The organism is Streptomyces sp. NPDC059852, from assembly GCF_042731455.1.
Lineage (GTDB): Bacteria > Actinomycetota > Actinomycetes > Streptomycetales > Streptomycetaceae > Streptomyces.
Window position 1 is genome coordinate 89,731 of the sequence record NZ_JBHWJK010000023.1, and the last position, 20,818, is coordinate 110,548.

At 72.4% G+C, this 20,818-nt stretch carries 18 protein-coding genes; 2 read left to right on the top strand and 16 right to left on the bottom strand.

Annotation, left to right across the window (positions count from 1 at the left end):
• Positions 1–2 precede the first annotated feature (2 nt).
• Positions 3–1,421, bottom strand: a complete 1,419-nt coding sequence (locus ACFV46_RS26160) for an RsmB/NOP family class I SAM-dependent RNA methyltransferase (protein ID WP_385499950.1) — start codon at positions 1,419–1,421, stop codon at positions 3–5.
• A gap of 75 nt (positions 1,422–1,496) precedes the next feature.
• Positions 1,497–2,429: a methionyl-tRNA formyltransferase gene (fmt, locus tag ACFV46_RS26165; protein ID WP_361934477.1), complete on the bottom strand. Its 933-nt coding sequence runs from the start codon at positions 2,427–2,429 to the stop codon at positions 1,497–1,499.
• Between the two features lie 284 nt (positions 2,430–2,713).
• On the opposite strand from fmt, the gene ACFV46_RS26170 reads away from it, so the two are divergent.
• On the top strand, positions 2,714–3,256 hold the full coding sequence (locus ACFV46_RS26170) for a hypothetical protein (protein ID WP_376729729.1): 543 nt from the start codon (positions 2,714–2,716) through the stop codon (positions 3,254–3,256).
• A 135-nt stretch (positions 3,257–3,391) separates the two neighbouring features.
• Here the strand turns inward: ACFV46_RS26170 and ACFV46_RS26175 are convergent, their stop codons facing one another.
• From ACFV46_RS26175 to pyrR, 14 genes are all read right to left on the bottom strand, one after another.
• The gene (locus tag ACFV46_RS26175) at positions 3,392–5,542 is read right to left on the bottom strand and encodes a primosomal protein N' (RefSeq protein WP_385499951.1); all 2,151 of its coding nucleotides are present in this window, start codon (positions 5,540–5,542) and stop codon (positions 3,392–3,394) included.
• Positions 5,543–5,675: 133 nt separating this feature from the next.
• Positions 5,676–6,884, bottom strand: coding sequence for a methionine adenosyltransferase (metK, locus tag ACFV46_RS26180; protein ID WP_361934486.1), 1,209 nt, complete (start codon positions 6,882–6,884; stop codon positions 5,676–5,678).
• Between the two features lie 231 nt (positions 6,885–7,115).
• Positions 7,116–8,327 (bottom strand): bifunctional phosphopantothenoylcysteine decarboxylase/phosphopantothenate--cysteine ligase CoaBC, encoded by a 1,212-nt coding sequence (gene coaBC / locus ACFV46_RS26185; RefSeq protein WP_385499952.1) that lies wholly within the window; start codon positions 8,325–8,327, stop codon positions 7,116–7,118.
• A gap of 105 nt (positions 8,328–8,432) precedes the next feature.
• Positions 8,433–8,705 (bottom strand): DNA-directed RNA polymerase subunit omega, encoded by a 273-nt coding sequence (gene rpoZ / locus ACFV46_RS26190; RefSeq protein ID WP_003988945.1) that lies wholly within the window; start codon positions 8,703–8,705, stop codon positions 8,433–8,435.
• A gap of 50 nt (positions 8,706–8,755) precedes the next feature.
• The gene (gene gmk / locus ACFV46_RS26195) at positions 8,756–9,349 is read right to left on the bottom strand and encodes a guanylate kinase (protein WP_361934492.1); all 594 of its coding nucleotides are present in this window, start codon (positions 9,347–9,349) and stop codon (positions 8,756–8,758) included.
• A gap of 60 nt (positions 9,350–9,409) precedes the next feature.
• Positions 9,410–9,733 carry an integration host factor gene (locus ACFV46_RS26200; RefSeq protein WP_003977346.1) on the bottom strand — a complete coding sequence of 108 codons (324 nt, stop codon included), beginning with the start codon at positions 9,731–9,733 and terminating at the stop codon, positions 9,410–9,412.
• A 287-nt stretch (positions 9,734–10,020) separates the two neighbouring features.
• Positions 10,021–10,860: an orotidine-5'-phosphate decarboxylase gene (pyrF, locus tag ACFV46_RS26205; protein WP_385499953.1), complete on the bottom strand. Its 840-nt coding sequence runs from the start codon at positions 10,858–10,860 to the stop codon at positions 10,021–10,023.
• On the bottom strand, positions 10,857–11,963 hold the full coding sequence (locus ACFV46_RS26210; RefSeq protein WP_361934497.1) for a quinone-dependent dihydroorotate dehydrogenase: 1,107 nt from the start codon (positions 11,961–11,963) through the stop codon (positions 10,857–10,859). The genes pyrF and ACFV46_RS26210 overlap by 4 nt, the downstream gene beginning before the upstream one ends.
• 52 nt (positions 11,964–12,015) lie before the next feature.
• Entirely contained in the window at positions 12,016–15,324 is a 3,309-nt protein-coding gene (gene carB, locus ACFV46_RS26215; RefSeq protein ID WP_361934499.1) for a carbamoyl-phosphate synthase large subunit, read from the bottom strand.
• Positions 15,317–16,474, bottom strand: coding sequence for a glutamine-hydrolyzing carbamoyl-phosphate synthase small subunit (gene carA, locus ACFV46_RS26220; RefSeq protein ID WP_385499954.1), 1,158 nt, complete (start codon positions 16,472–16,474; stop codon positions 15,317–15,319). The genes carB and carA overlap by 8 nt, the downstream gene beginning before the upstream one ends.
• A complete protein-coding gene (locus tag ACFV46_RS26225) occupies positions 16,471–17,052 on the bottom strand; it encodes a hypothetical protein (RefSeq protein ID WP_385499955.1) in 582 nt (193 codons plus the stop codon). Before ACFV46_RS26225 ends, carA begins: the two co-directional genes overlap by 4 nt.
• The gene (locus ACFV46_RS26230) at positions 17,049–18,335 is read right to left on the bottom strand and encodes a dihydroorotase (protein WP_385499956.1); all 1,287 of its coding nucleotides are present in this window, start codon (positions 18,333–18,335) and stop codon (positions 17,049–17,051) included. The genes ACFV46_RS26225 and ACFV46_RS26230 overlap by 4 nt, the downstream gene beginning before the upstream one ends.
• A 5-nt stretch (positions 18,336–18,340) precedes the next feature.
• Positions 18,341–19,318, bottom strand: coding sequence for an aspartate carbamoyltransferase catalytic subunit (locus ACFV46_RS26235; protein ID WP_062674313.1), 978 nt, complete (start codon positions 19,316–19,318; stop codon positions 18,341–18,343).
• A gap of 99 nt (positions 19,319–19,417) precedes the next feature.
• Positions 19,418–19,990, bottom strand: coding sequence for a bifunctional pyr operon transcriptional regulator/uracil phosphoribosyltransferase PyrR (gene pyrR / locus ACFV46_RS26240; protein WP_108705968.1), 573 nt, complete (start codon positions 19,988–19,990; stop codon positions 19,418–19,420).
• Positions 19,991–20,243: 253 nt separating this feature from the next.
• Between pyrR and bldD the strand changes: the two genes are divergently transcribed.
• A complete protein-coding gene (bldD, locus tag ACFV46_RS26245; protein WP_004002691.1) occupies positions 20,244–20,747 on the top strand; it encodes a transcriptional regulator BldD in 504 nt (167 codons plus the stop codon).
• Positions 20,748–20,818 lie beyond the last annotated feature (71 nt).

Genomic DNA, 20,818 nt, shown 5'->3' on the forward strand with positions numbered 1-20,818 from the left:
CGTCAGGCCACGCGCCGCATCAACGCCAGGTACATCGCGTCCGTGCCGTGCACATGGGGCCACAGCTGCACGTCGGGTCCCTCCCCCAGCTCGGGCACGCCCGGCAGCAGACCGCGCGCGTCGATCAGTTCGACACCGGTGCGCTGCTTGAGGACGTCGTCCACGACGGCCCGGGTCTCCGCGAGGTGCGGGGAGCAGGTGGCGTACCCGACGACGCCTCCCACCCGCACGGCGTCCAGCGCGCTGCGCAGCAGACCCCGCTGCAACGGACCGAACCCGTCCAGGTCCTCCGGCCGCCGGCGCCACCGCGCCTCGGGCCGGCGCCGCAGCGCGCCGAGACCCGTGCACGGCACGTCCACCAGCACCCGGTCGAAGCTGCCCGGCCGCCACGCGGGCCGCGTCCCGTCGGCGGCGATCACCTGGTACGGCCCCGGGTTGCCGGCCAGCGCCCGGGCCACGAGCCCGGCCCGGTGCGGCTGCTTCTCGGAGGCGACCAGCAGCGCGCCGCGCTCGGCGGCCATCGCGCCGAGCAGCGCCGCCTTGCCACCGGGTCCAGCGCACCCGTCCAGCCAGCGCCGGTCGGGGCCCTCCAGCGGCGCGTTGGCCACGGCGAGCGCGACGAGCTGACTGCCCTCGTCCTGCACACCCGCGCGCCCGTCGCGCACGGCCTCGATCGCGCCGGGCTCCCCGCCCTCGGCGAGCCGCACGGCGTACGGGGACCAGCGGCCCGGCACGGCGGCCTCCTCAACCAGCAGTTCCTCGGTCGTGGCCCGGCCCGGGCGCGCGACCAGCGTCACCTCGGGGCGTTCGTTGTCGGCCTCCAGCAGGCGCTCGATGCCGGCCCGGCCGCCGCCGAGCGAGTCCCACAGCGCCGAGACGACCCAGCGCGGGTGCGAGTGCACGACGGAGAGATGGTCCTCGGGGTCGTCGTCGTACGGCGGGGCGACCCGCCCGATCCATCCGTCCAGGTCGTCCTGGGCCACCTTGCGCAGCACGGCGTTGACGAACTTGGCGCGCCCGTCGCCGAGCACGACGCGGGCCAGCTCCACCGAGGCGGACACGGCCGCGTGGGTCGGGATGCGCGTCCCGAGGAGCTGGTGGGTGCCGAGGCTCAGCACGTCGAGCACCGGCGGGTCCACCTCACGCAGCGGCCGGTCCACACAGGCGGCGATGACCGCGTCGTACGTGCCCTGCCGGCGCAGTGTCCCGTAGACCAGCTCGGTCGCGAGCGCCGCGTCCCGGCCGTCGAAGTCGCCCTTCTCGCGCGCCTTGCGCAGCAGCGGCGGCAGCACGAGGTTGGCGTACGCGTCCCGCTCGTCCACGGCGCGCAGCGCCTCGAAGGCGAGGATGCGGACGGGGTCCTTCTGGGGCCGACGGTAGGGCTTGCCGGGCCTGCGGGGCCGACGAGAGGTGTCGCTCACGAAAAAGGTGCTCCGGATTGCTGGACGAGAGATACGACCAGCCTACGTCCCGGCACGGCCCCGGCGTGCCCGCGGTCAGGCGCCGACCCGCTCGCCGGCGGCGATGCGGGCGCCGCGCGCCCAGTCCGCGGCCCGCATGGGCTTCTTGCCCTGCGCCTGCACCCACAGCAGCTCGACGGCGTACGAGCCCGTCCCGACGTACACGTTGTTCTTCCCGGCGGCGAGCTCGCCCGGCGCGAGGTCGTCCCGGCCCGGCACCGGCTGCACCTGGATGAGCTTCAGGCGCTCGCCGCGGAACGTGGTCCAGGCGCCCGGCGCGGGCGTGCATCCGCGCACCACCCGGTCGACGCGCAGGGAGGGGGCGGCCCAGTCGACGTGGGCGTCCTCGACGTTGACCTTGGGGGCGAGGCTGACGCCGTCGGCGGGCTGCGGCACCGCCTTCAGGGTGCCGTCCTCGATGCCGTCCATGGTGGCGGCGAGCAGCCCCGCGCCGGCGAAGGCGAGACGGGTGAGCAGGTCGCCGCTGGTGTCGGTGGGCCGGATCTCCTCGGTGACCGTCCCGTAGACCGGCCCGGAGTCCAGGCCCTCCTCGATGAGGAAGGTGGAGGCGCCGGTGATCTCGTCACCGGCCATGATGGCGTGCTGCACGGGGGCGGCGCCGCGCCAGGCGGGCAGCAGCGAGAAGTGCAGGTTGACCCAGCCGTGGGCGGGGATGTCGAGGGCGACGCGCGGCAGCAGCGCGCCGTACGCGACGACGGGGCAGCAGTCGGGCGCGATCTCCCGCAGCCGCTCCAGGAACTCGGGGTCCCTCGGCTTGGCGGGCTTGAGCACCTCGATGCCGGCCTCGGCGGCCCGCTCGGCCACGGGGCTCGCGACCATCCGCCGTCCGCGTCCGGCCTGCGCGTCGGGCCGGGTGACGACGGCGGCCACCTCGTGCCGCCCGGAGGCGATCAGAGCGTCCAGAGCGGGAACGGCTACCTCGGGGGTGCCGGCGAAGACGAGCTTCATGGGTGGGCGGGGCCTCTCGGGCGGGGGCGGCTTGGGCGACGCACCAGTCTATGGGTGCGGGGGCCGCTGACTCACGCCGGAGCACCGGCCGTTCGGGAGGCCGGTCCCACCTGCCGCTGCCCGCGGCGCGCACCCCTCCGCCGGGCGTGGGCATATGCCCACACGCCCCCACAGCGTGACCAGCGGGGCGCTGCCGCGTTGGTCAAGAAAGAGTTGACCCCTTCGGGCCGCATACGCCGACATGGCGGCCCGTCCCTTTTCACGCCGGTTCGAGAGGCTTGTTCATGGCCGACCACGCAACCCACGACGCCCAGGCTCGGGCCAGCCTGCACTTGCTGGTGCGGGACATCGAGCGGGTCCGCCGGCAGGTGGACGCACTGCGTACCCTCACCGCCCAGCTGGGCAACGTCTACCGCCCGCGCCGCTCCGGCCCGTCCACGGGCTTCGTCGTCTACGGGCGCGCCCCCGCGCCGACGGTCCGCCTCGCCCAGGAGCTGCGGGACAGCGTCGAGACCCTGGTCACGGCGGCCGTCGACTTCGACCGCTCGCTGGGCTTCTCCTGGGACGCGGTCGGTTCCGCCCTCGGTGTCACCAAGCAGGCCGTCCACCGCCGCTACGGCGCACGCCGCGCCGCCGCCCAGGCCGCGGCCGAGGCGGAGCGCACGGCCGAGCCGGCCGGCACCCGCACGGTCAACGTCTCCACCGCCCTGCCGACGGTGCCGACGGTCCCCGCCGCCCGCTCGATGCCGACCCAGCCGACGGCCGGCAGCCCCGCCCTCCGTGACGAGGCCCGCCCCACGGCCTTCCCCGGCCCACGCAACGGCTGACGCGACGGGCTGACACCCCCTCGACTCTGCCCTCCCGGAGCGCACCCGGGAGGGCAGACCACTTTCCGGCCCGGGGCACCCGGGGGACGCCGATACCGTCCGCCTCCGCCCGACCCGGCGCCCAGCAGGGCCCCGTCAGCCGATGTCCAGCGGATCGATCCGCACCAGCACCGTCTCGCCGCCGCCCCGGGCCATCCGGGCCGCCCGGGCCGACTTCAGCGCCGCCGCCAGGGCCGCCCCGCTGCCGGGGGGCACCCGGATCAGGGCACGGTCCCACTGTTCGCCCGGCGGGGGGCCGCCGGGGCGCCGGGGGCGGCCCGCCGGGGTGACCGGCACGGGTACCGGTCCCAGGACCTCCGCGTCGCCCGGCAGTTCGACCCCCGCGAGGAACTCCGCGAGGGCGTCCGGCGGTCCGGAGACCGCCGCCATCCGGGAGACGGGCGGGAAGCCCAGCTCGGCGCGCTCGGCCAGCTCCCGGACGGCGAACCCCACCGGGTCCCAGCGCACCAGCGCCTGCACCGGACGGAGCGTCGCCTCGGCGACGATCACCACGGTGCCGCCCGCCTCCTGCGGCCGGACCAGCGCGGAGGCGGTGATCCAGCGCCGCAGCGCCTCCTCACCGGACCGCAGGTCCGCCCGGCCGAGCATCGCCCAGCCGTCGAGCAGCAGCGCCGCCGCGTACCCGCCCTCGGCCACCGGCTCCGCGCCCGGTGTGCTCACGACCAGCGCGGGCGCCCCCGGCACGGTGTCCAGCACATGCTCCCGCCCCGAGGTCCGCACGGGGACGGCCGGGAACGCCCGCCCCAGCTCCTCGGCGGTCCGGCGCGCACCGACGACCTGGGCCCGCAGCCGGAACCCGCCGCACTCGGGGCAGTGCCAGTCGGGGCTGTCCTGCCCGCACCAGGCGCAGGACAGGGCACCGCCGGCCCCGCTCGCCTCCAGGGGTCCCGCGCAGTGCCGGCACCGGGCGGGCTCCCGGCACCGGTCGCAGGCGAGCCGGGGGACGTACCCGCGCCGGGGGACCTGGACGAGGACGGGGCCGTGCCGCAGCCCCTCCCGGGCGGTCTGCCAGGCGAGGGACGGCAGCCGGGCGGCGCGGGCGGCCTCGTCGCGGGCGAGGTCCCCGTCGCCGACGGTCCGAACCAGCGGGGTGAGCCGCCGGGCGCGCTCGCGATCCGCGATGAGCGGCACGGCCCACTCGCTGCGGACGAGCTGCGCCGCCTCCACCGTGCAGCCCCAACTCCCGAGCAGAAAACCGCACTTGCCGCCCGCGGCGCGCAGCTCCAGCACCTCCCGCACATGCGGGAACGGGGCATTGTCGTCGCTGTGACCGGAGTCGCCGTCGTCCCAGATCACCACGAGGCCGAGGTCCCGCACCGGGGCGAACATCGCGGCCCGGGTGCCGACCACGGCCCGTACGGAACCGCGGCGCACGGCCAGCCACTCGAGGTAGCGGCGCTCCTGGCCCGCGTCGGCGGTGAGCAGCGCGTGCTGCCCCTCCCCCAGTGTCTCGGTGAGCGCGGCGTCCACCCGTGCGGCCGAGCGGCCGGAGGGCACGACGACCAGCGCGCCGCGCCCGGACGCGAGGGTCGCGCGGACGGCGAGGGCGATCTCCTGGGCCCACCGGGGCCCGGGCAGCGCGGTCCATACCGCACGCGGCGACCGCCCGGACGCCAGCGCCTCCAGGAAGCGCGGCCCGTGCTCGTACCGCTGCCAGGGGCCGGGGTCCGGCGCCGGGGGCGGCGCTGGGGGCGGCGGCAGGGTGCGGGCCTCGGCCCGGGCGTGCCGGGGCGGAATCGCCAGCTGCAGCACGTCGGCGAGGCTGCCGGCGTACCGGTCGGCGACGGCACGGGCGAGGGCGAGCAACTCGGGGTCGAGGACGCGCTCCGGTGAGATCACCTGGGCGAGGGCGGCCAGCGGCCCCTGGTAGTCGCTCTCGGCGAGGCGCTCGACGATGAACCCGTCGCGCAGCCCGCCGCCCTCGCGGCGCCCCTCGCGCACATTGTGGGCCCCGGCACCGAACCGCACCCGGACCCGGACCCCGGGCTGTGCCTGTTCGTCCAGCTCCTCGGGCACGGCGTAGTCGAAGTAGCGGTCGAGGTGCAGCACGCCCTTGTCGACCAGCACCCGCGCCACGGGCAGCTCGTTCGCGAGCTTGGCCCCGCGCCAGGTCCGCGGCTTGGCGCGGGGCACCTTGGCCTTGCGCACGCTCTCGCGGATGAGGGCAAGCTGCTCGGGCGGCGCCCCGTCGGTGCCGCCTCCCGGCTGCTCGTCCTCGCTGCTCACGCCTGCATTCCTACCAAACGCCACTGACATCCGGCGCCGCCCCCGTCCCCCTCGGGGCCGCCCCGCGCACACGCCGAGGCCCGGCTCCCAGAGAAGGGCACCGGGCCTCGGCGTGACGAAGCTACGGGCCTGCCTACAGCCCGGCGGCCTCGCGGAGCGCGTCCACGCGGTCCGTGCGCTCCCAGGTGAACTCGGGGAGCTCACGGCCGAAGTGGCCGTACGCCGCCGTCTTGGCGTAGATCGGGCGGAGCAGGTCCAGGTCGCGGATGATCGCGGCCGGACGCAGGTCGAAGACGTCGTCGATGGCCTTCTCGATCCGCTCGGCGTCGACCTTGGCGGTGCCGAAGGTCTCGACGAACAGGCCGACGGGCTCGGCCTTGCCGATCGCGTACGCGACCTGCACCTCGCAGCGGGAGGCCAGACCGGCCGCCACGACGTTCTTGGCGACCCAGCGCATCGCGTAGGCGGCCGAACGGTCCACCTTGGACGGGTCCTTGCCGGAGAACGCGCCGCCGCCGTGGCGGGCCATGCCGCCGTAGGTGTCGATGATGATCTTGCGGCCGGTGAGGCCGGCGTCACCCATCGGGCCGCCGATCTCGAAGCGGCCGGTGGGGTTGACCAGCAGGCGGTAGTTCTCGGTGTCGAGCTTGATGCCGTCGTCGAGGAGGGCCTTCAGCTCGGGCTCGACCACGAACTCCTGGATGTCGGGGGCCAGCAGCGAGTCCAGGTCGATGTCCGACGCGTGCTGCGAGGAGACGACCACGGTGTCGAGGCGGACGGCCTTGTCACCGTCGTACTCGATGGTGACCTGCGTCTTGCCGTCGGGGCGCAGGTAGGGGATGGTGCCGTTCTTGCGGACCTCGGACAGGCGCTTGGACAGCCGGTGTGCCAGGAAGATCGGCAGCGGCATCAGGGTCGGCGTCTCGTCGGTGGCGTAGCCGAACATCAGGCCCTGGTCACCGGCGCCCTGGCGGTCCAGCTCGTCCTCGTCGCCCTCGACGCGGGCCTCGTAGGCCGCGTCGACGCCCTGCGCGATGTCGGGCGACTGCGAGCCGATGGAGACGGAGACACCGCAGGAGGCGCCGTCGAAGCCCTTCTTCGAGGAGTCGTAGCCGATCTCGAGGATCTTGCTGCGGACCAGCGTCGCGATGTCCGCGTACGTCTTGGTCGTGACCTCTCCGGCCACGTGCACCAGGCCGGTCGTGATCAGCGTCTCGACGGCGACGCGGGACGAGGGGTCCTCGCGCAGCAGCGCGTCGAGAATGGTGTCGCTGATCTGGTCAGCGATCTTGTCGGGGTGACCCTCGGTCACGGACTCCGAGGTGAACAGGCGACGGGACACAACGCTCCCTGGGGTTGCAGCGGCTGCTGGCTGATCATTGGTGGACGGGACGGGGGCTGCGCCCGGCGTCGTCCGTGGACAGTTTATCTGTCGTGCCCGGTCACGGACCCCCCTGTCTCGCCTCTCGGGAGGGCTGTGACCTGCGGCACGGGCATTCTGCCAATCGCACACGGCGGTGGCCAGAGGCGCCACGCCCGAATCGGGCGGCTGCCCGACACCCTTCCGGGTGGGTCAGACGGCGCCGTCCAGGCGACGCGCCACGAGGTCCCACACGATGTCGGCGAGGGCTTCCTTCGGCCCGTGCGCAACGGGGGTCTCGCTGCCGTCGGCGCCCAGGACGACCGCCTCGTTCTCCTCGGAGCCGAAGGTCTTGCGCTCGCCCACCTCGTTGACCACGAGGAGGTCGCAGCCCTTGCGCTCCAGCTTGCGGCGGCCGTTGGCGAGGACGTCGTCCGTCTCGGCGGCGAAGCCGACGACCACCTGGCCCGCCCGGGGCCGGTCGCCCGCGATCTCCGCCAGGATGTCCGGATTGCGCACCAGCACGATCGGCTCGGGCTCCTGGCCGTCCTTCTTCTTGATCTTGCCGGTGGCGTACGTGGCCGGGCGGAAGTCGGCGACGGCCGCGGCCATGACCACCGCGTCCGCGTCCGCCGCGGCCTTGACGACGGCCTCCCGCAGTTGCACGGCCGTGCCGACCCGCACCACGTCGACACCGGCCGGGTCGGGCATCTGCGTGTTGGCGGCGACCAGGGTGACGCGGGCGCCCCGCGCGGCGGCGGTGCGGGCGAGGGCGTAGCCCTGCTTGCCGGAGGAGCGGTTGCCGAGGAAGCGCACGGGGTCGAGGGGCTCGCGGGTGCCGCCCGCGCTCACCACGACGTGCCGGCCGGTGAGGTCGGGCTCGGTGACGCCCCGGGCGAGCACCCGGCGGCAGACCTCGAAGATCTCCCCGGGGTCGGGCAGCCGGCCCTTGCCGGTGTCGACGCCGGTGAGACGGCCGACGGCGGGCTCGATGACGACGGCGCCGCGCCGGCGCAGGGTCGCCACGTTCTCCTGGGTGGCCGGGTGCTCCCACATCTCGGTGTGCATGGCGGGGGCGAACACGACCGGGCACCGGGCGGTGAGCAGCGTGTTGGTCAGCAGGTCGTCGGCGAGGCCGTGCGCGGCCTTGGCGAGCATGCCGGCCGTGGCCGGGGCGACGACGACCAGGTCGGCGTGCTGGCCGATACGGACGTGCGGCACCTGGTGGACGTCGTCCCAGACCTCCGTGGAGACCGGGTTGCCGGACAGGGCGGACCAGGTGGCGGCGCCGACGAAGTGCAGGGCGGAGGCGGTCGGCACGACGCGTACGTCGTGGCCGGACTCCGTGAGTCTGCGCAGCAGCTCACAGGCCTTGTAGGCGGCGATGCCCCCGCTGACCCCCAGAACGACCTTCGGCTTGTCCACCGTCTCTCCCCGCACTCGGCTGCGTACGACTCCACTACACACCACAGGCCCGGCGGACGCGCCGCCGGGCCTGTGGACAAGTCAGCTGCAAGCTGAAGATCGTACTTACTGCGCCGGGCCCTCGACGGCCTCGGACGTCAGCAGACCCGCGTTGATCTCCCGCAGGGCGATCGAGAGCGGCTTCTCGTGGACGTGCGTGTCGACGAGCGGACCGACGTACTCGAGGAGGCCCTCGCCGAGCTGCGAGTAGTACGCGTTGATCTGGCGGGCCCGCTTGGCCGCGTAGATCACGAGGCTGTACTTCGAGTCGGTGGCCTCGAGGAGCTCGTCGATCGGCGGGTTGATGATGCCCTCGGGCGCGGAGATGGAAGAGGACACGCTCTACCTTCCGATGGATGGGAAAGATTCAGTCATGCGATCGGACACGATCACACAACGTCCATCAAGGCTAGCAGCTCGCGCGCCACGTCCTCGACGGAGGTGTTGACCAAGGTCACATGGAACTCGGGCTCGGCGGCCAGCTCGATCTTCGCCGCGTCCAGCCGGCGCTCGATCACCTCGGGCGGCTCGGTGCCCCGGCCGGTGAGCCGGCGCACCAGCTCCTCCCAGGAGGGAGGGGCCAGGAACACCAGCTGGGCCTCGGCCATCGACTCGCGGACCTGCCGGGCGCCCTGGAGGTCGATCTCCAGAAGCACCGGCTCGCCCGCGTCGAGCCGCTCCAGCACGGCCGCGCGCGGTGTGCCGTAGCGGTTGCCGGCGAACTCGGCCCACTCCAGCAGCTCGCCGTTGGCGATCAGCTTGTCCATCTCCTCGTCGGTGACGAAGAAGTAGTGGACTCCGTGCTGCTCGCCGGGGCGGGGCTTGCGCGTCGTCGCCGACACGGAGAGCCAGACCTCGGGGTGTTCTTTGCGCATATGAGCGACGACCGTGCTCTTGCCGACCCCTGAGGGGCCGGAGAGCACGGTCAGCCGCGGACGTGCGTCCGGGGGCTCGGGGGTCGTCCCCCGGGGTGTTACAGCCATGCGGCGATTATTCCAGCAATCGCGGACCGCCCGGGACCCGAGGTCCCGGGGAGCCGGGACTCAGGAGCCGGTGCTGCCGAACTCACGCTCAAGGGAGGCGATCTGGTTCGAGCCGAGGCCCCGCACGCGGCGGCTCTCGGAGATGCCGAGTCGCTCCATGATCTGCTTGGCGCGGACCTTGCCCACGCCCGGCAGGGACTCGAGCAGTGCGGAGACCTTCATCTTGCCGATGACGTCGTTCTCCTGGCCCTGCTTGATGACCTCGTGAAGGGAGGCGCCGGAGTGCTTGAGTCGATTCTTGACCTCGGCCCGCTCCCGGCGAGCCGCGGCGGCCTTTTCGAGCGCGGCTGCGCGCTGTTCAGGGGTAAGGGGCGGAAGAGCCACGCCTACGTCACCTCGGATGTCGAACTGTCGGATACGGACCGGTGAGGAACCTAGTCGCCCCACACCTGGGGAGCCACGAGCAACACGCTTGCCCACTGACTCTCGTCGGAGACTAGCGGGCAAGTCCGCAAGAGTCAGCGAGAACAGCGGAAAAGTCCTGGTCAGCCTCCGTCAGGCCGGACATTTAAGACATACTGCCCCGGATTTGAGGATGTATCCAGACTCAAGTCGGCCGCGGGCCCCTCGCCGGAGGACTCCGCGGCCGACCTGGACGCCGTCACCGGCCCTCAGGCGCCCGCGACCGCCTCGCGGACCTCGTCGGCGAAGCGTGACGCGGCATCACGCAGGGTCACGACGTCGGGGCCGTGCCGCAGCACTCCCCGGCTGACGTTCGGGACGACGTTGCGCACCGCCGCGCCGAACACCCTGGGGAGATCCGCGGGCGTGGCCCCCTGGGCGCCGATGCCGGGCGCGAGCAGCGGGCCGTTGACGGCGAGGTCGTAGGACGACAGGTCACCCAGCGTGGCGCCGACGACCGCCCCGAAGGAGCCCAGCGGCTCCTCCCCCGCGTTCTCCGCGGCGAGGTGGGCGAGCATCGTCGCGGCGACGTCCCGGCCGTCCGCGCGGACGGCGTGCTGGACCTCGCCGCCCTCCGGGTTGGAGGTGAGGGCGAGCACGAACAGACCGGTGCCGCTCTCCCGGGCCAGCGCCACCGCCGGGGACAGCGAGCCGTAGCCGAGGTAGGGCGAGACCGTGAGCGCGTCGGAGAACAGCGGCGAGTCCTTGCGCAGGAAGGACTCCGCGTACGCGGCCATGGTGGAGCCGATGTCGCCGCGCTTGGCGTCCATGACGACGAGCGCGCCGGCCGCGCGCGCCTCCTCCACCGACTTCTCCAGCACGGCGACCCCGCGGGAGCCGAAGCGCTCGAAGAACGCGCTCTGCGGCTTGAGCACGGCGACCCGGTCGGCCGTCGCCTCGACGACCGTGCGGCTGAACCGCTCCAGGCCGGCCACGTCGTCGTTCAGGCCCCACTCGGCGAGCAGGGAGGCGTGCGGGTCGATGCCCACACACAGGGGGCCGCGCTCGTCCATCGCGCGGCGCAGTCGACTGCCGAAGGGCTCGGTCATACCGTCTTCCTCACGTCGGCGCCGACCGCGTCGGCGAGGGTGGCGTAGGGGCTGGTGCGCAGGCGCGCGGCGAGCCCCTTGTGGATGGCGCGGGCCCAGAAGGGGCCCTGGTAGACGAAGGCGCTGTAGCCCTGGACCAGGGTGGCGCCCGCGAGGATGCGCTGCCAGGCGTCCTCGGCGTTCTCGATGCCGCCGACGCCCACCAGGGTGATCCGGTCCCCCACGCGCGCGTAGAGGCGCCTCAGCACCTCCAGCGAGCGTGCCTTCAGCGGCGCGCCGGAGAGCCCGCCGGTCTCCTCGACCAGCGCGGGATCGGACGTCAGGCCGAGTCCCTCGCGCGCGATGGTGGTGTTCGTGGCGATGATGCCGTCCAGGCCCAGCTCGACGGCGAGGTCGGCCACGGCGTCCACGTCCTCGTCGGCGAGGTCCGGCGCGATCTTGACGAGCAGCGGCACCCGGCGGGTGGTCACCACCCGGTCGGCGGCCTCGCGGACGGCCGTCAGCAGGGGCCGCAGCGACTCGGTGGCCTGCAGGTTGCGCAGGCCGGGGGTGTTGGGCGACGAGACGTTGACGACCAGGTAGTCGGCGTACGGCGCCAGCCGCTCGGCCGACTTCACGTAGTCGGCGGCGGCCTCGGCCTCGGGCACGACCTTGGTCTTGCCGATGTTGACGCCCACGACGGTCCGGAAGACCGGCGTACGGGACGCCAGCCGGGCGGCCACCGCCAGCGAGCCGTCGTTGTTGAACCCCATGCGGTTGATCAGCGCGCGGTCCGGCACGAGCCGGAACAGGCGCTTCTTCGGGTTGCCCGGCTGGGGCTCCCCGGTGACCGTGCCGATCTCGACGTGGTCGAAGCCGACCATCGCCATGCCGTCGATCGCGACGGCGTTCTTGTCGAAGCCCGCGGCGAGCCCGAAGGGGCCGTGCATGCGCAGCCCGAGGGCCTCCGTGCGCAGCTCCTTGTGGCGGGGCGCGAGCGCGGCGGCGACGAAGGTGCGCAGCACGGGGACGCGGGCCGCCAGGCGGATCCACCGGAAGGCCAGGTGATGGGCCTGCTCCGGGTCCATCCGCTGGAAGAAGCAGGCGAAGAAGATCTTGTACATGATTCCCTCATGAAGAGGGGGACACCGTTTCCGGTGTCCCCCTCGTCGGCTGCTAGTCGCGGGCCGCGGTCAGGTGTTCGGCGTGTTCCTGGAGCGATCGGACGCCCACGTCCCCGTGGTTGAGGGCGTCGATGCCCTGGACGGCGGCGGCGAGCGCCTGGACCGTCGTCAGGCACGGCACCGAGCGCGCCACGGCCGCCGTACGGATCTCGTAGCCGTCGAGGCGGCCGCCGGTGCCGTACGGGGTGTTGACGATGAGGTCGACCTCGCCGTCGTGGATGAGCTGGACGATGGTCTTCTCGCCGTTCGGGCCGGTGCCCTCGGACTGCTTGCGCACGACGGTGGCGTTGATGCCGTTGCGCTTGAGGACCTCGGCGGTGCCGGAGGTGGCCATCAATTCGAAGCCGTGGGCGACCAGCTCGCGCGCCGGGAAGATCATCGAGCGCTTGTCGCGGTTGGCGACCGAGATGAACGCCCGGCCCTTCGTGGGCAGCGGGCCGTACGCGCCGGCCTGCGACTTGGCGTACGCCGTGCCGAAGACGCTGTCGATGCCCATGACCTCGCCGGTGGAGCGCATCTCCGGGCCGAGGACGGTGTCCACGCCACGGCCGTGGATGTCGCGGAAGCGCGACCACGGCATGACGGCCTCCTTGACGGAGATCGGCGCGTCGAGCGGCAGCTCGCCGCCGTCGCCGTTCCGCGGCAGCAGGCCCTCGGCGCGCAGCTCGGCGATGGTCGCGCCGAGCGAGATCCGGGCGGCGGCCTTGGCCAGCGGCACCGCGGTCGCCTTCGAGGTGAACGGGACCGTACGGGACGCGCGCGGGTTGGCCTCGAGGACGTACAGGATGTCGCCGGCCATCGCGAACTGGATGTTGATCAGACCGCGCACCCCGACGCCCTTGGCGATGGCCTCGGTGGAGGCGCGCAGGCGCTTGATGTCGAAGCCGCCCAGCGTGATCGGCGGCAGCGCGCACGCCGAGTCGCCGGAGTGGATGCCGGCCTCCTCGATGTGCTCCATGACGCCGCCGAGGTACAGCTCCTCGCCGTCGTACAGGGCGTCGACGTCGATCTCGATGGCGTCGTCGAGGAACCGGTCGACCAGGACCGGCCGGGAGGGGCTGATCTCGGTGGACTCGGCGATGTAGGACTCCAGCCGGGTCTCGTCGTAGACGATCTCCATGCCGCGCCCGCCGAGGACGTACGACGGACGCACCAGGACCGGGTAGCCGATCTCGTCGGCGATGGCCTTGGCCTCGGCGAAGGTGGTGGCGGTGCCGTGCTTCGGGGCGGGCAGGCCCGCCTCGGCGAGGACGCGGCCGAACGCCCCGCGGTCCTCGGCGGCGTGGATGGCCTCGGGGGACGTGCCGACGATCGGCACGCCGTTGTCCTTCAGGGCCTGCGACAGCCCCAGCGGGGTCTGGCCGCCGAGCTGGACCACGACACCGGCGACCGGGCCGGCCTGCCGCTCCGCGTGGACGATCTCCAGCACGTCCTCCAGCGTCAGCGGCTCGAAGTACAGCCGGTCGGAGGTGTCGTAGTCCGTGGAGACGGTCTCCGGGTTGCAGTTGACCATCACGGTCTCGTAGCCGGCGTCGCTGAGCGCGAAGGAGGCGTGGACACAGGAGTAGTCGAACTCGATGCCCTGGCCGATGCGGTTGGGGCCGGAGCCGAGGATGATGACGGCCGGCTTCTCGCGCGGCGCAACCTCGGTCTCCTCGTCGTAGGACGAGTAGAAGTACGGGGTCTTCGCGGCGAACTCGGCGGCGCAGGTGTCGACCGTCTTGTAGACCGGGCGGATGCCGAGTGCGTGCCGCACCTCGCGTACGACGTCCTCGCGCAGGCCGCGGATCTCGGCGATCTGCACGTCGGAGAAGCCGTGCCGCTTGGCCTCGGACAGCAGCTCCGGGGTCAGCTCGGGGGCCGCGCCCAGCTCGTCGGCGATCTCCTTGATGAGGAAGAGCTGGTCGACGAACCACGGGTCGATCTTCGTGGCGTCGAAGACCTCCTCGGGGGTGGCGCCCGCGCGGATGGCCCCCATGACCGCGTTGATACGGCCGTCGGTGGGCCGGACCGCCTCGCGCAGCAGCTCGTCCTTGTCGCCGGGCTCGCCGACGAAGGTGAACTGGCTGCCCTTCTTCTCCAGCGAGCGCAGCGCCTTCTGGAAGGCCTCGGTGAAGTTGCGGCCGATGGCCATGGCCTCGCCGACCGACTTCATGGTGGTGGTGAGGGTGGAGTCGGCGCTCGGGAACTTCTCGAAGGCGAACCGGGGGGCCTTCACGACCACGTAGTCGAGCGTCGGCTCGAAGGAGGCCGGGGTCTCCTGTGTGATGTCGTTCGGGATCTCGTCCAGGGTGTAGCCGACGGCCAGCTTGGCGGCGATCTTGGCGATGGGGAAGCCGGTCGCCTTGGAGGCGAGCGCCGAGGAGCGGGACACGCGCGGGTTCATCTCGATGACGATGACCCGGCCGTCCTCGGGGTTCACCGCGAACTGGATGTTGCAGCCGCCGGTGTCGACGCCGACCTCGCGGATCACGGCGATGCCGACGTCCCGCAGGATCTGGTACTCGCGGTCGGTGAGCGTCATCGCGGGGGCGACGGTGATGGAGTCGCCGGTGTGCACGCCCATCGGGTCGAAGTTCTCGATGGAGCAGACGACCACGACGTTGTCGTGCTTGTCGCGCATCAGCTCCAGCTCGTACTCCTTCCAGCCGAGGATGGACTCCTCCAGGAGCACCTCGGTGGTCGGGGAGAGCGTGAGGCCCTGTCCGGCGATGCGGCGCAGCTCCTCCTCGTCATGCGCGAAGCCGGAGCCGGCGCCGCCCATGGTGAAGGAGGGGCGGACGACGACCGGGTAGCCGCCGAGCGTCTCGACGCCCTGGAGCACGTCGTCCATGGAGTGGCAGATCACCGAGCGGGCGGACTCGCCGTGGCCGATCTTCTTGCGGACCTCCTCGACGACCTCCTTGAACAGGTCGCGGTCCTCGCCCTTGTTGATGGCCTCGACGTTGGCCCCGATCAGCTCGACGCCGTACTTCTCCAGGGTGCCGGCCTCGTGCAGCGAGATGGCCGTGTTGAGGGCGGTCTGGCCGCCCAGGGTCGGCAGCAGCGCGTCCGGGCGCTCCTTGGCGATGATCTTCTCGACGAACTCCGGGGTGATCGGCTCGACGTACGTGGCGTCGGCGATCTCCGGGTCGGTCATGATCGTCGCCGGGTTGGAGTTGACCAGGATGACGCGCAGGCCCTCGGCCTTGAGCACGCGGCACGCCTGCGTGCCGGAGTAGTCGAACTCGGCGGCCTGGCCGATGACGATCGGGCCGGAGCCGATGACCAGGACGGACTGGATATCGGTGCGCTTAGGCACGCTGGCCCTCCATCAGGACTGTGTTCATCAAAGAGGTGAAGCGGTCGAACAGGTAGGCGGCGTCGTGCGGACCGGCTGCCGCTTCGGGGTGGTACTGGACGCTGAAGGCCGGCTGGTCGAGCAGCTGGAGCCCCTCCACCACGTTGTCGTTGAGGCAGACGTGGGAGACCTCGGCGCGGCCGTAGGGGGTGTCGCAGACCTTGTCGAGCGGGGCGTCGACGGCGAAGCCGTGGTTGTGCGCGGTGACCTCGACCTTGCCGGTCGTACGGTCCTGCACCGGCTGGTTGATGCCGCGGTGACCGTACTTGAGCTTGTACGTGCCGAAGCCCAGCGCGCGGCCCAGGATCTGGTTGCCGAAGCAGATACCGAAGAGCGGGGTCTTGCGCTCCAGCACGCCCCGCATGACGGAGACGGCGTGGTCGGCCGTGGCCGGGTCCCCAGGACCGTTGGAGAAGAAGACACCGTCCGGGTTGACGGCGTAGACGTCCTCGACGGTCGCCGTGGCGGGCAGCACGTGCACCTCGATGCCGCGCTCGGCCATCCGGTGCGGGGTCATGCCCTTGATGCCGAGGTCGACGGCGGCGACGGTGAACTTCTTCTCGCCGATCGCGGGGACGACGTACGCCTCCTTGGTGGCGACCTCGGCGGCGAGGTCGGCACCCTCCATCTCGGGGGCCTGGCGGACCTCGGCGAGCATGGTGCCCTCGTCGGGCAGGGCGTTGCCGGAGAAGATGCCGACGCGCATGGCACCGCGCTCGCGCAGATGGCGGGTGAGGGCGCGGGTGTCGATGCCGGAGATGCCGACGACGCCCTGGGCGCGCAGCTCGTCGTCCAGGGAGCGGCGGGAGCGCCAGTTGGACGGGGTGCGGGCGGGGTCGCGGACGACGTACCCGGCGACCCAGATCCGCTTGCTCTCGGGGTCCTCGTCGTTCACGCCGGTGTTGCCGACGTGCGGGGCGGTCATCACGACCACCTGGCGGTGGTACGACGGGTCGGTCAGGGTCTCCTGGTAGCCGGTCATGCCGGTGGAGAACACGGCCTCGCCGAAGGTCGCCCCCACGGCCCCGTAGGCACGGCCGCGGAAGATCCGGCCGTCCTCCAGGACGAGTACCGCGGGAACCTTGTCGGCTCCCCTTGTGGAGGTGGTCATCGTTCGGCGCCTTCCGTGCTGGTGTCGTTGGTCATGGAGTTGAGGGCGTCGACCCACGCGGTGTGCTCCGCCGCGTGGTCCGAGCGGAACCCGGAGTCGATCAGCCGGTCGCCGTGCGCCCAGGTCACCACGAGCAGGCCGCCCTCGGTGAGGACCTTGCCGGCGATGCCCTTGTCGAGCCGGGCGCCGCGCAGCCGGTCCGCGGGGACGTAGAAGTCGGCCGCGCCGGGGCGTACGACGTCCAGTCCCGCGTCCGTCAGCGTGAGCTCGGCCCGGCTGCGGGTGCCCAGGCCGTGCGCGACGATGCGGTCGAGCCACTGACCGGCGGTGGTGGAACCGTGGTAGCGGCCGCTCATGCTCAGTCTCGCCGGGCCCGGGTCGTCCGGCGCGCTGGGCAGCGCGGGCAGGTCGCTCTGGAGCGTGCCGCGCCATTTCCAGCCCTCGCGCATCAGCCAGTAGACGAGCGCCACGAAGAGGGCGAGTCCGACGACCCAGCCGACGCGGGCGGCCCAGTCGGTGACCTCGGCCGACTTCTGGTCCGCCGCGAGTCCGGCTGCGAGGAGTGTTGCAGGTGTCACGTGAGCTTCCCGTCGACGAGCGTGGCCTTGCCCCGGAGCCAGGTGTGGGTGACACGGCCCGGCAGCTCACGCCCCTCGTACGGGGTGTTCCGGCTGCGCGAGGCGAAGCCCGCGGGGTCCACGGACCCACGGTATGCCGTGTCGACGAGCGTGAGGTTGGCGGGCTCACCAGCCGAGACGGGCCGGCCGTGGCCCGTGGCCCGCCCGATCTCGGCGGGCTTGACGGACATGCGCTCGGCGACCCCGGCCCAGGTGAGGAGCCCGGTGTCCACCATGGTCTCCTGCACCACCGACAGCGCGGTCTCCAGGCCGACCATGCCCATGGCGGCGGCGGCCCACTCGCAGTCCTTGTCCTCGTGCGGGTGCGGGGCGTGGTCGGTGGCGACGATGTCGATCGTGCCGTCGGCGAGCGCCTCGCGCAGCGCCAGGACGTCCCGCTCGGTGCGCAGCGGCGGGTTCACCTTGTAGACCGGGTTGTAGGTGCGCACCAGCTCGTCGGTGAGGAGCAGGTGGTGCGGGGTGACCTCGGCGGTGACGTCGATGCCGCGGGACTTGGCCCAGCGGACGATCTCGACGGAGCCGGCGGTCGACAGGTGGCAGATGTGGACGCGGGAGCCGACGTGCTCGGCGAGCAGGACGTCCCGCGCGATGATCGACTCCTCGGCCACCGCCGGCCAGCCGCCGAGGCCGAGCTCGGCGGAGACGACGCCCTCGTTCATCTGGGCGCCCTCGGTGAGCCGGGGCTCCTGGGCGTGCTGGGCGACGACGCCGCCGAAGGCCTTCACGTACTCCAGGGCGCGGCGCATGATCACGGCGTCGTCGACGCACTTGCCGTCGTCGGAGAAGACGGTGACGCCGGCGGCCGACTCGTGCATGGCGCCGAGTTCGGCGAGCTTGCGGCCCTCCAGGCCGACGGTGACGGCGCCGATGGGCTGCACGTCGCAGTAGCCGTGCTCCTGGCCGAGCCGGTAGACCTGCTCGACCACGCCGGCGGTGTCGGCCACGGGGAAGGTGTTGGCCATGGCGAACACGGCCGTGTAGCCGCCGGAGGCCGCCGCGCGGGTGCCGGTGAGGACGGTCTCGGAGTCCTCGCGGCCGGGCTCGCGCAGATGGGTGTGCAGGTCGACCAGGCCCGGCAGGAGGACCTTGCCGTCGGCCTCGACGACCTCGGCGTCCTCGGCGCTCAGCCCGGTGCCGACCTCGGCGATGACGCCGCCGTCGATCAGCACGTCCTGCGGCTCGCCGCCGAGCACCTTCGCACCACGGATCAGGGTCTTGCTCATCTTCTTCACTTCTCCTCGGTGCGGGTGTGGGTGACGGCCGGTTCGTTGCCGCCGAGCAGCAGGTAGAGGACGGCCATGCGGATGGAGACTCCGTTTGCCACCTGCTCGACGACGGTGCAGCGGTCGGAGTCGGCGACCTCGGCGGTGATCTCCATGCCGCGGACCATCGGGCCGGGGTGCATCACGATGGCGTGCTCCGGCATCCGGGCCATGCGGTCGCCGTCGAGGCCGTAGCGCCGCGAGTACTCGCGCTCGGTCGGGAAGAAGGCGGCGTTCATGCGCTCGCGCTGGACGCGCAGCATCATCACGGCGTCGGACTTGGGGAGCACGGCGTCGAGGTCGTACGACACCTCGCAGGGCCAGGTCTCGACGCCGACCGGCACCAGGGTGGGCGGGGCGACCAGGGTGACCTCGGCGCCGAGCGTGTGCAGCAGGTCGACGTTGGAGCGGGCGACCCGGCTGTGCAGGACGTCGCCGACGATGGTGATGCGCCGCCCGTCGAGGTCGCGGCCGAGCCCGGCGTCCCGGCCGACGAGCCGGCGCCGCATCGTGAAGGCGTCCAGCAGCGCCTGCGTGGGGTGCTGGTGGGTGCCGTCGCCGGCGTTGATGACGTGGGCGTCGATCCAGCCGGAGGTGGCCAGGCGGTACGGCGCGCCGGAGGCCCCGTGCCGGATGACGACGGCGTCCACGCCCATGGCCTCCAGGGTCTGGGCGGTGTCCTTGAGGGACTCGCCCTTGGACACGCTGGAGCCTTTGGCGCTGAAGTTGATGACGTCCGCGGACAGGCGCTTCTCCGCGGCCTCGAACGAGATACGCGTGCGCGTGGAGTCCTCGAAGAAGAGGTTGACGACGGTGCGGCCGCGCAGGGTCGGCAGCTTCTTGATCGGCCGGTCGGCGACCCGGGCCATCTCCTCGGCGGTGTCGAGGATCAGGACGGCGTCGTCGCGGGTGAGGTCGGCGGCCGAGATGAGATGACGCTGCATCTGTCAGGCTCCGTAAGGCAGTTCATGAAGGATTTCGGGCAGACGGGTGCGCCTGGGCGCACGGGGCGGGCGTACGACTGCGGCGTACGCCGTCCGGCGCTACTGGGGGGTCTGCTTGGCACCGAGCAGCACGGTGTCGCGACCGTCCTCCTCGGCGAGCTGGACCTTGACCGTCTCCCGCAACGACGTGGGGAGGTTCTTGCCGACGTAGTCGGCCCTGATGGGCAGCTCGCGGTGACCGCGGTCGACGAGAACGGCGAGCTGGACCGCGCGTGGGCGGCCGATGTCGTTCAGGGCGTCGAGGGCGGCGCGGATCGTACGGCCGGAGAAGAGCACGTCGTCGACGAGGACGACGAGGCGGCCGTCGAGGCCGTCACCGGGGATCTCGGTGCGGGCCAGCGCACGCGGCGGGTGCATGCGCAGATCGTCCCGGTACATGGTGATGTCGAGCGAACCGACCGGGATCTTGCGCTCGGTGATCTCCTCCAGCTTGGCGGCGAGCCGCCGGGCGAGGAAGACGCCCCGGGTGGGGATGCCGAGGAGCACCACGTCGTCGGCGCCCTTGGCGCGTTCGACGATCTCGTGGGCGATGCGGGTCAACACCCGCGCGATGTCAGGGCCTTCAAGCACGGGCCGGGCGTCGGACGTCGAGGTGTCCTGCTGCCTGTCCATACGAAAGGGACCTCCTTCTCCGCCTCACGGGACGGACCTTAAAGGACGTCTGGTTTGCGCCATCCACGGTAGCAGGCCGCCGGTACACCTCCTGTCACCCCCCTGGCCCAATCGGCCACGGCGGAAGCGGAAGCGTCGGTGTGGACCATTCGGCTTGACGCACGAGAGTAACGCTGCGTAACCTCACAGTGAGTTACCAACCGCGCGGCATGGAAGCCAAGCCAGTCGCGTCGACCCAGTGCCGGGGAGCCATATGTCCAGCGAATACGCCAAACAGCTCGGGGCCAAGCTCCGGGCCATCCGCACCCAGCAGGGCCTTTCCCTCCACGGTGTCGAGGAGAAGTCCCAGGGACGCTGGAAGGCCGTCGTGGTCGGTTCGTACGAGCGCGGCGACCGCGCCGTGACCGTGCAGCGGCTCGCAGAGCTGGCGGATTTCTACGGCGTCCCGGTGCAGGAGCTGCTGCCGGGGACGACGCCGGGCGGGGCCGCCGAGCCGCCGCCGAAGCTGGTCCTGGACCTGGAGCGGCTGGCCCACGTGCCGGCCGAGAAGGCGGGTCCGCTCCAGCGGTACGCGGCGACGATCCAGTCGCAGCGCGGTGACTACAACGGCAAGGTGCTGTCGATCCGCCAGGACGACCTGCGCACACTCGCCGTCATCTACGACCAGTCCCCCTCGGTCCTCACGGAGCAGCTGATCAGCTGGGGTGTCCTCGACGCGGACGCGCGCCGCGCGGTCTCCCACGCCGAGGAGAGCTGAGCACGTCCCTGGGTTGGGTGCTCTCAGCAGAAACGTGCCGCCGGGGTGGCCGGAGCCGAACGGTTCCGGCC

Bases quoted from the DNA above. Each gene is read 5' to 3' on its own strand.
- fmt (WP_361934477.1), bottom strand. From the start codon at position 2,429: ATGAAGCTCGTCTTCGCCGGCACCCCCGAGGTAGCCGTTCCCGCTCTG.
- ACFV46_RS26170 (WP_376729729.1), top strand. From the start codon at position 2,714: ATGGCCGACCACGCAACCCACGACGCCCAGGCTCGGGCCAGCCTGCAC.
- gmk (WP_361934492.1), bottom strand. From the start codon at position 9,349: ATGGCTGTAACACCCCGGGGGACGACCCCCGAGCCCCCGGACGCACGT.
- pyrF (WP_385499953.1), bottom strand. From the start codon at position 10,860: ATGACCGAGCCCTTCGGCAGTCGACTGCGCCGCGCGATGGACGAGCGC.
- ACFV46_RS26210 (WP_361934497.1), bottom strand. From the start codon at position 11,963: ATGTACAAGATCTTCTTCGCCTGCTTCTTCCAGCGGATGGACCCGGAG.
- carA (WP_385499954.1), bottom strand. From the start codon at position 16,474: ATGACCACCTCCACAAGGGGAGCCGACAAGGTTCCCGCGGTACTCGTC.
- ACFV46_RS26230 (WP_385499956.1), bottom strand. From the start codon at position 18,335: ATGAGCAAGACCCTGATCCGTGGTGCGAAGGTGCTCGGCGGCGAGCCG.
- ACFV46_RS26235 (WP_062674313.1), bottom strand. From the start codon at position 19,318: ATGCAGCGTCATCTCATCTCGGCCGCCGACCTCACCCGCGACGACGCC.
- pyrR (WP_108705968.1), bottom strand. From the start codon at position 19,990: ATGGACAGGCAGCAGGACACCTCGACGTCCGACGCCCGGCCCGTGCTT.
- bldD (WP_004002691.1), top strand. From the start codon at position 20,244: ATGTCCAGCGAATACGCCAAACAGCTCGGGGCCAAGCTCCGGGCCATC.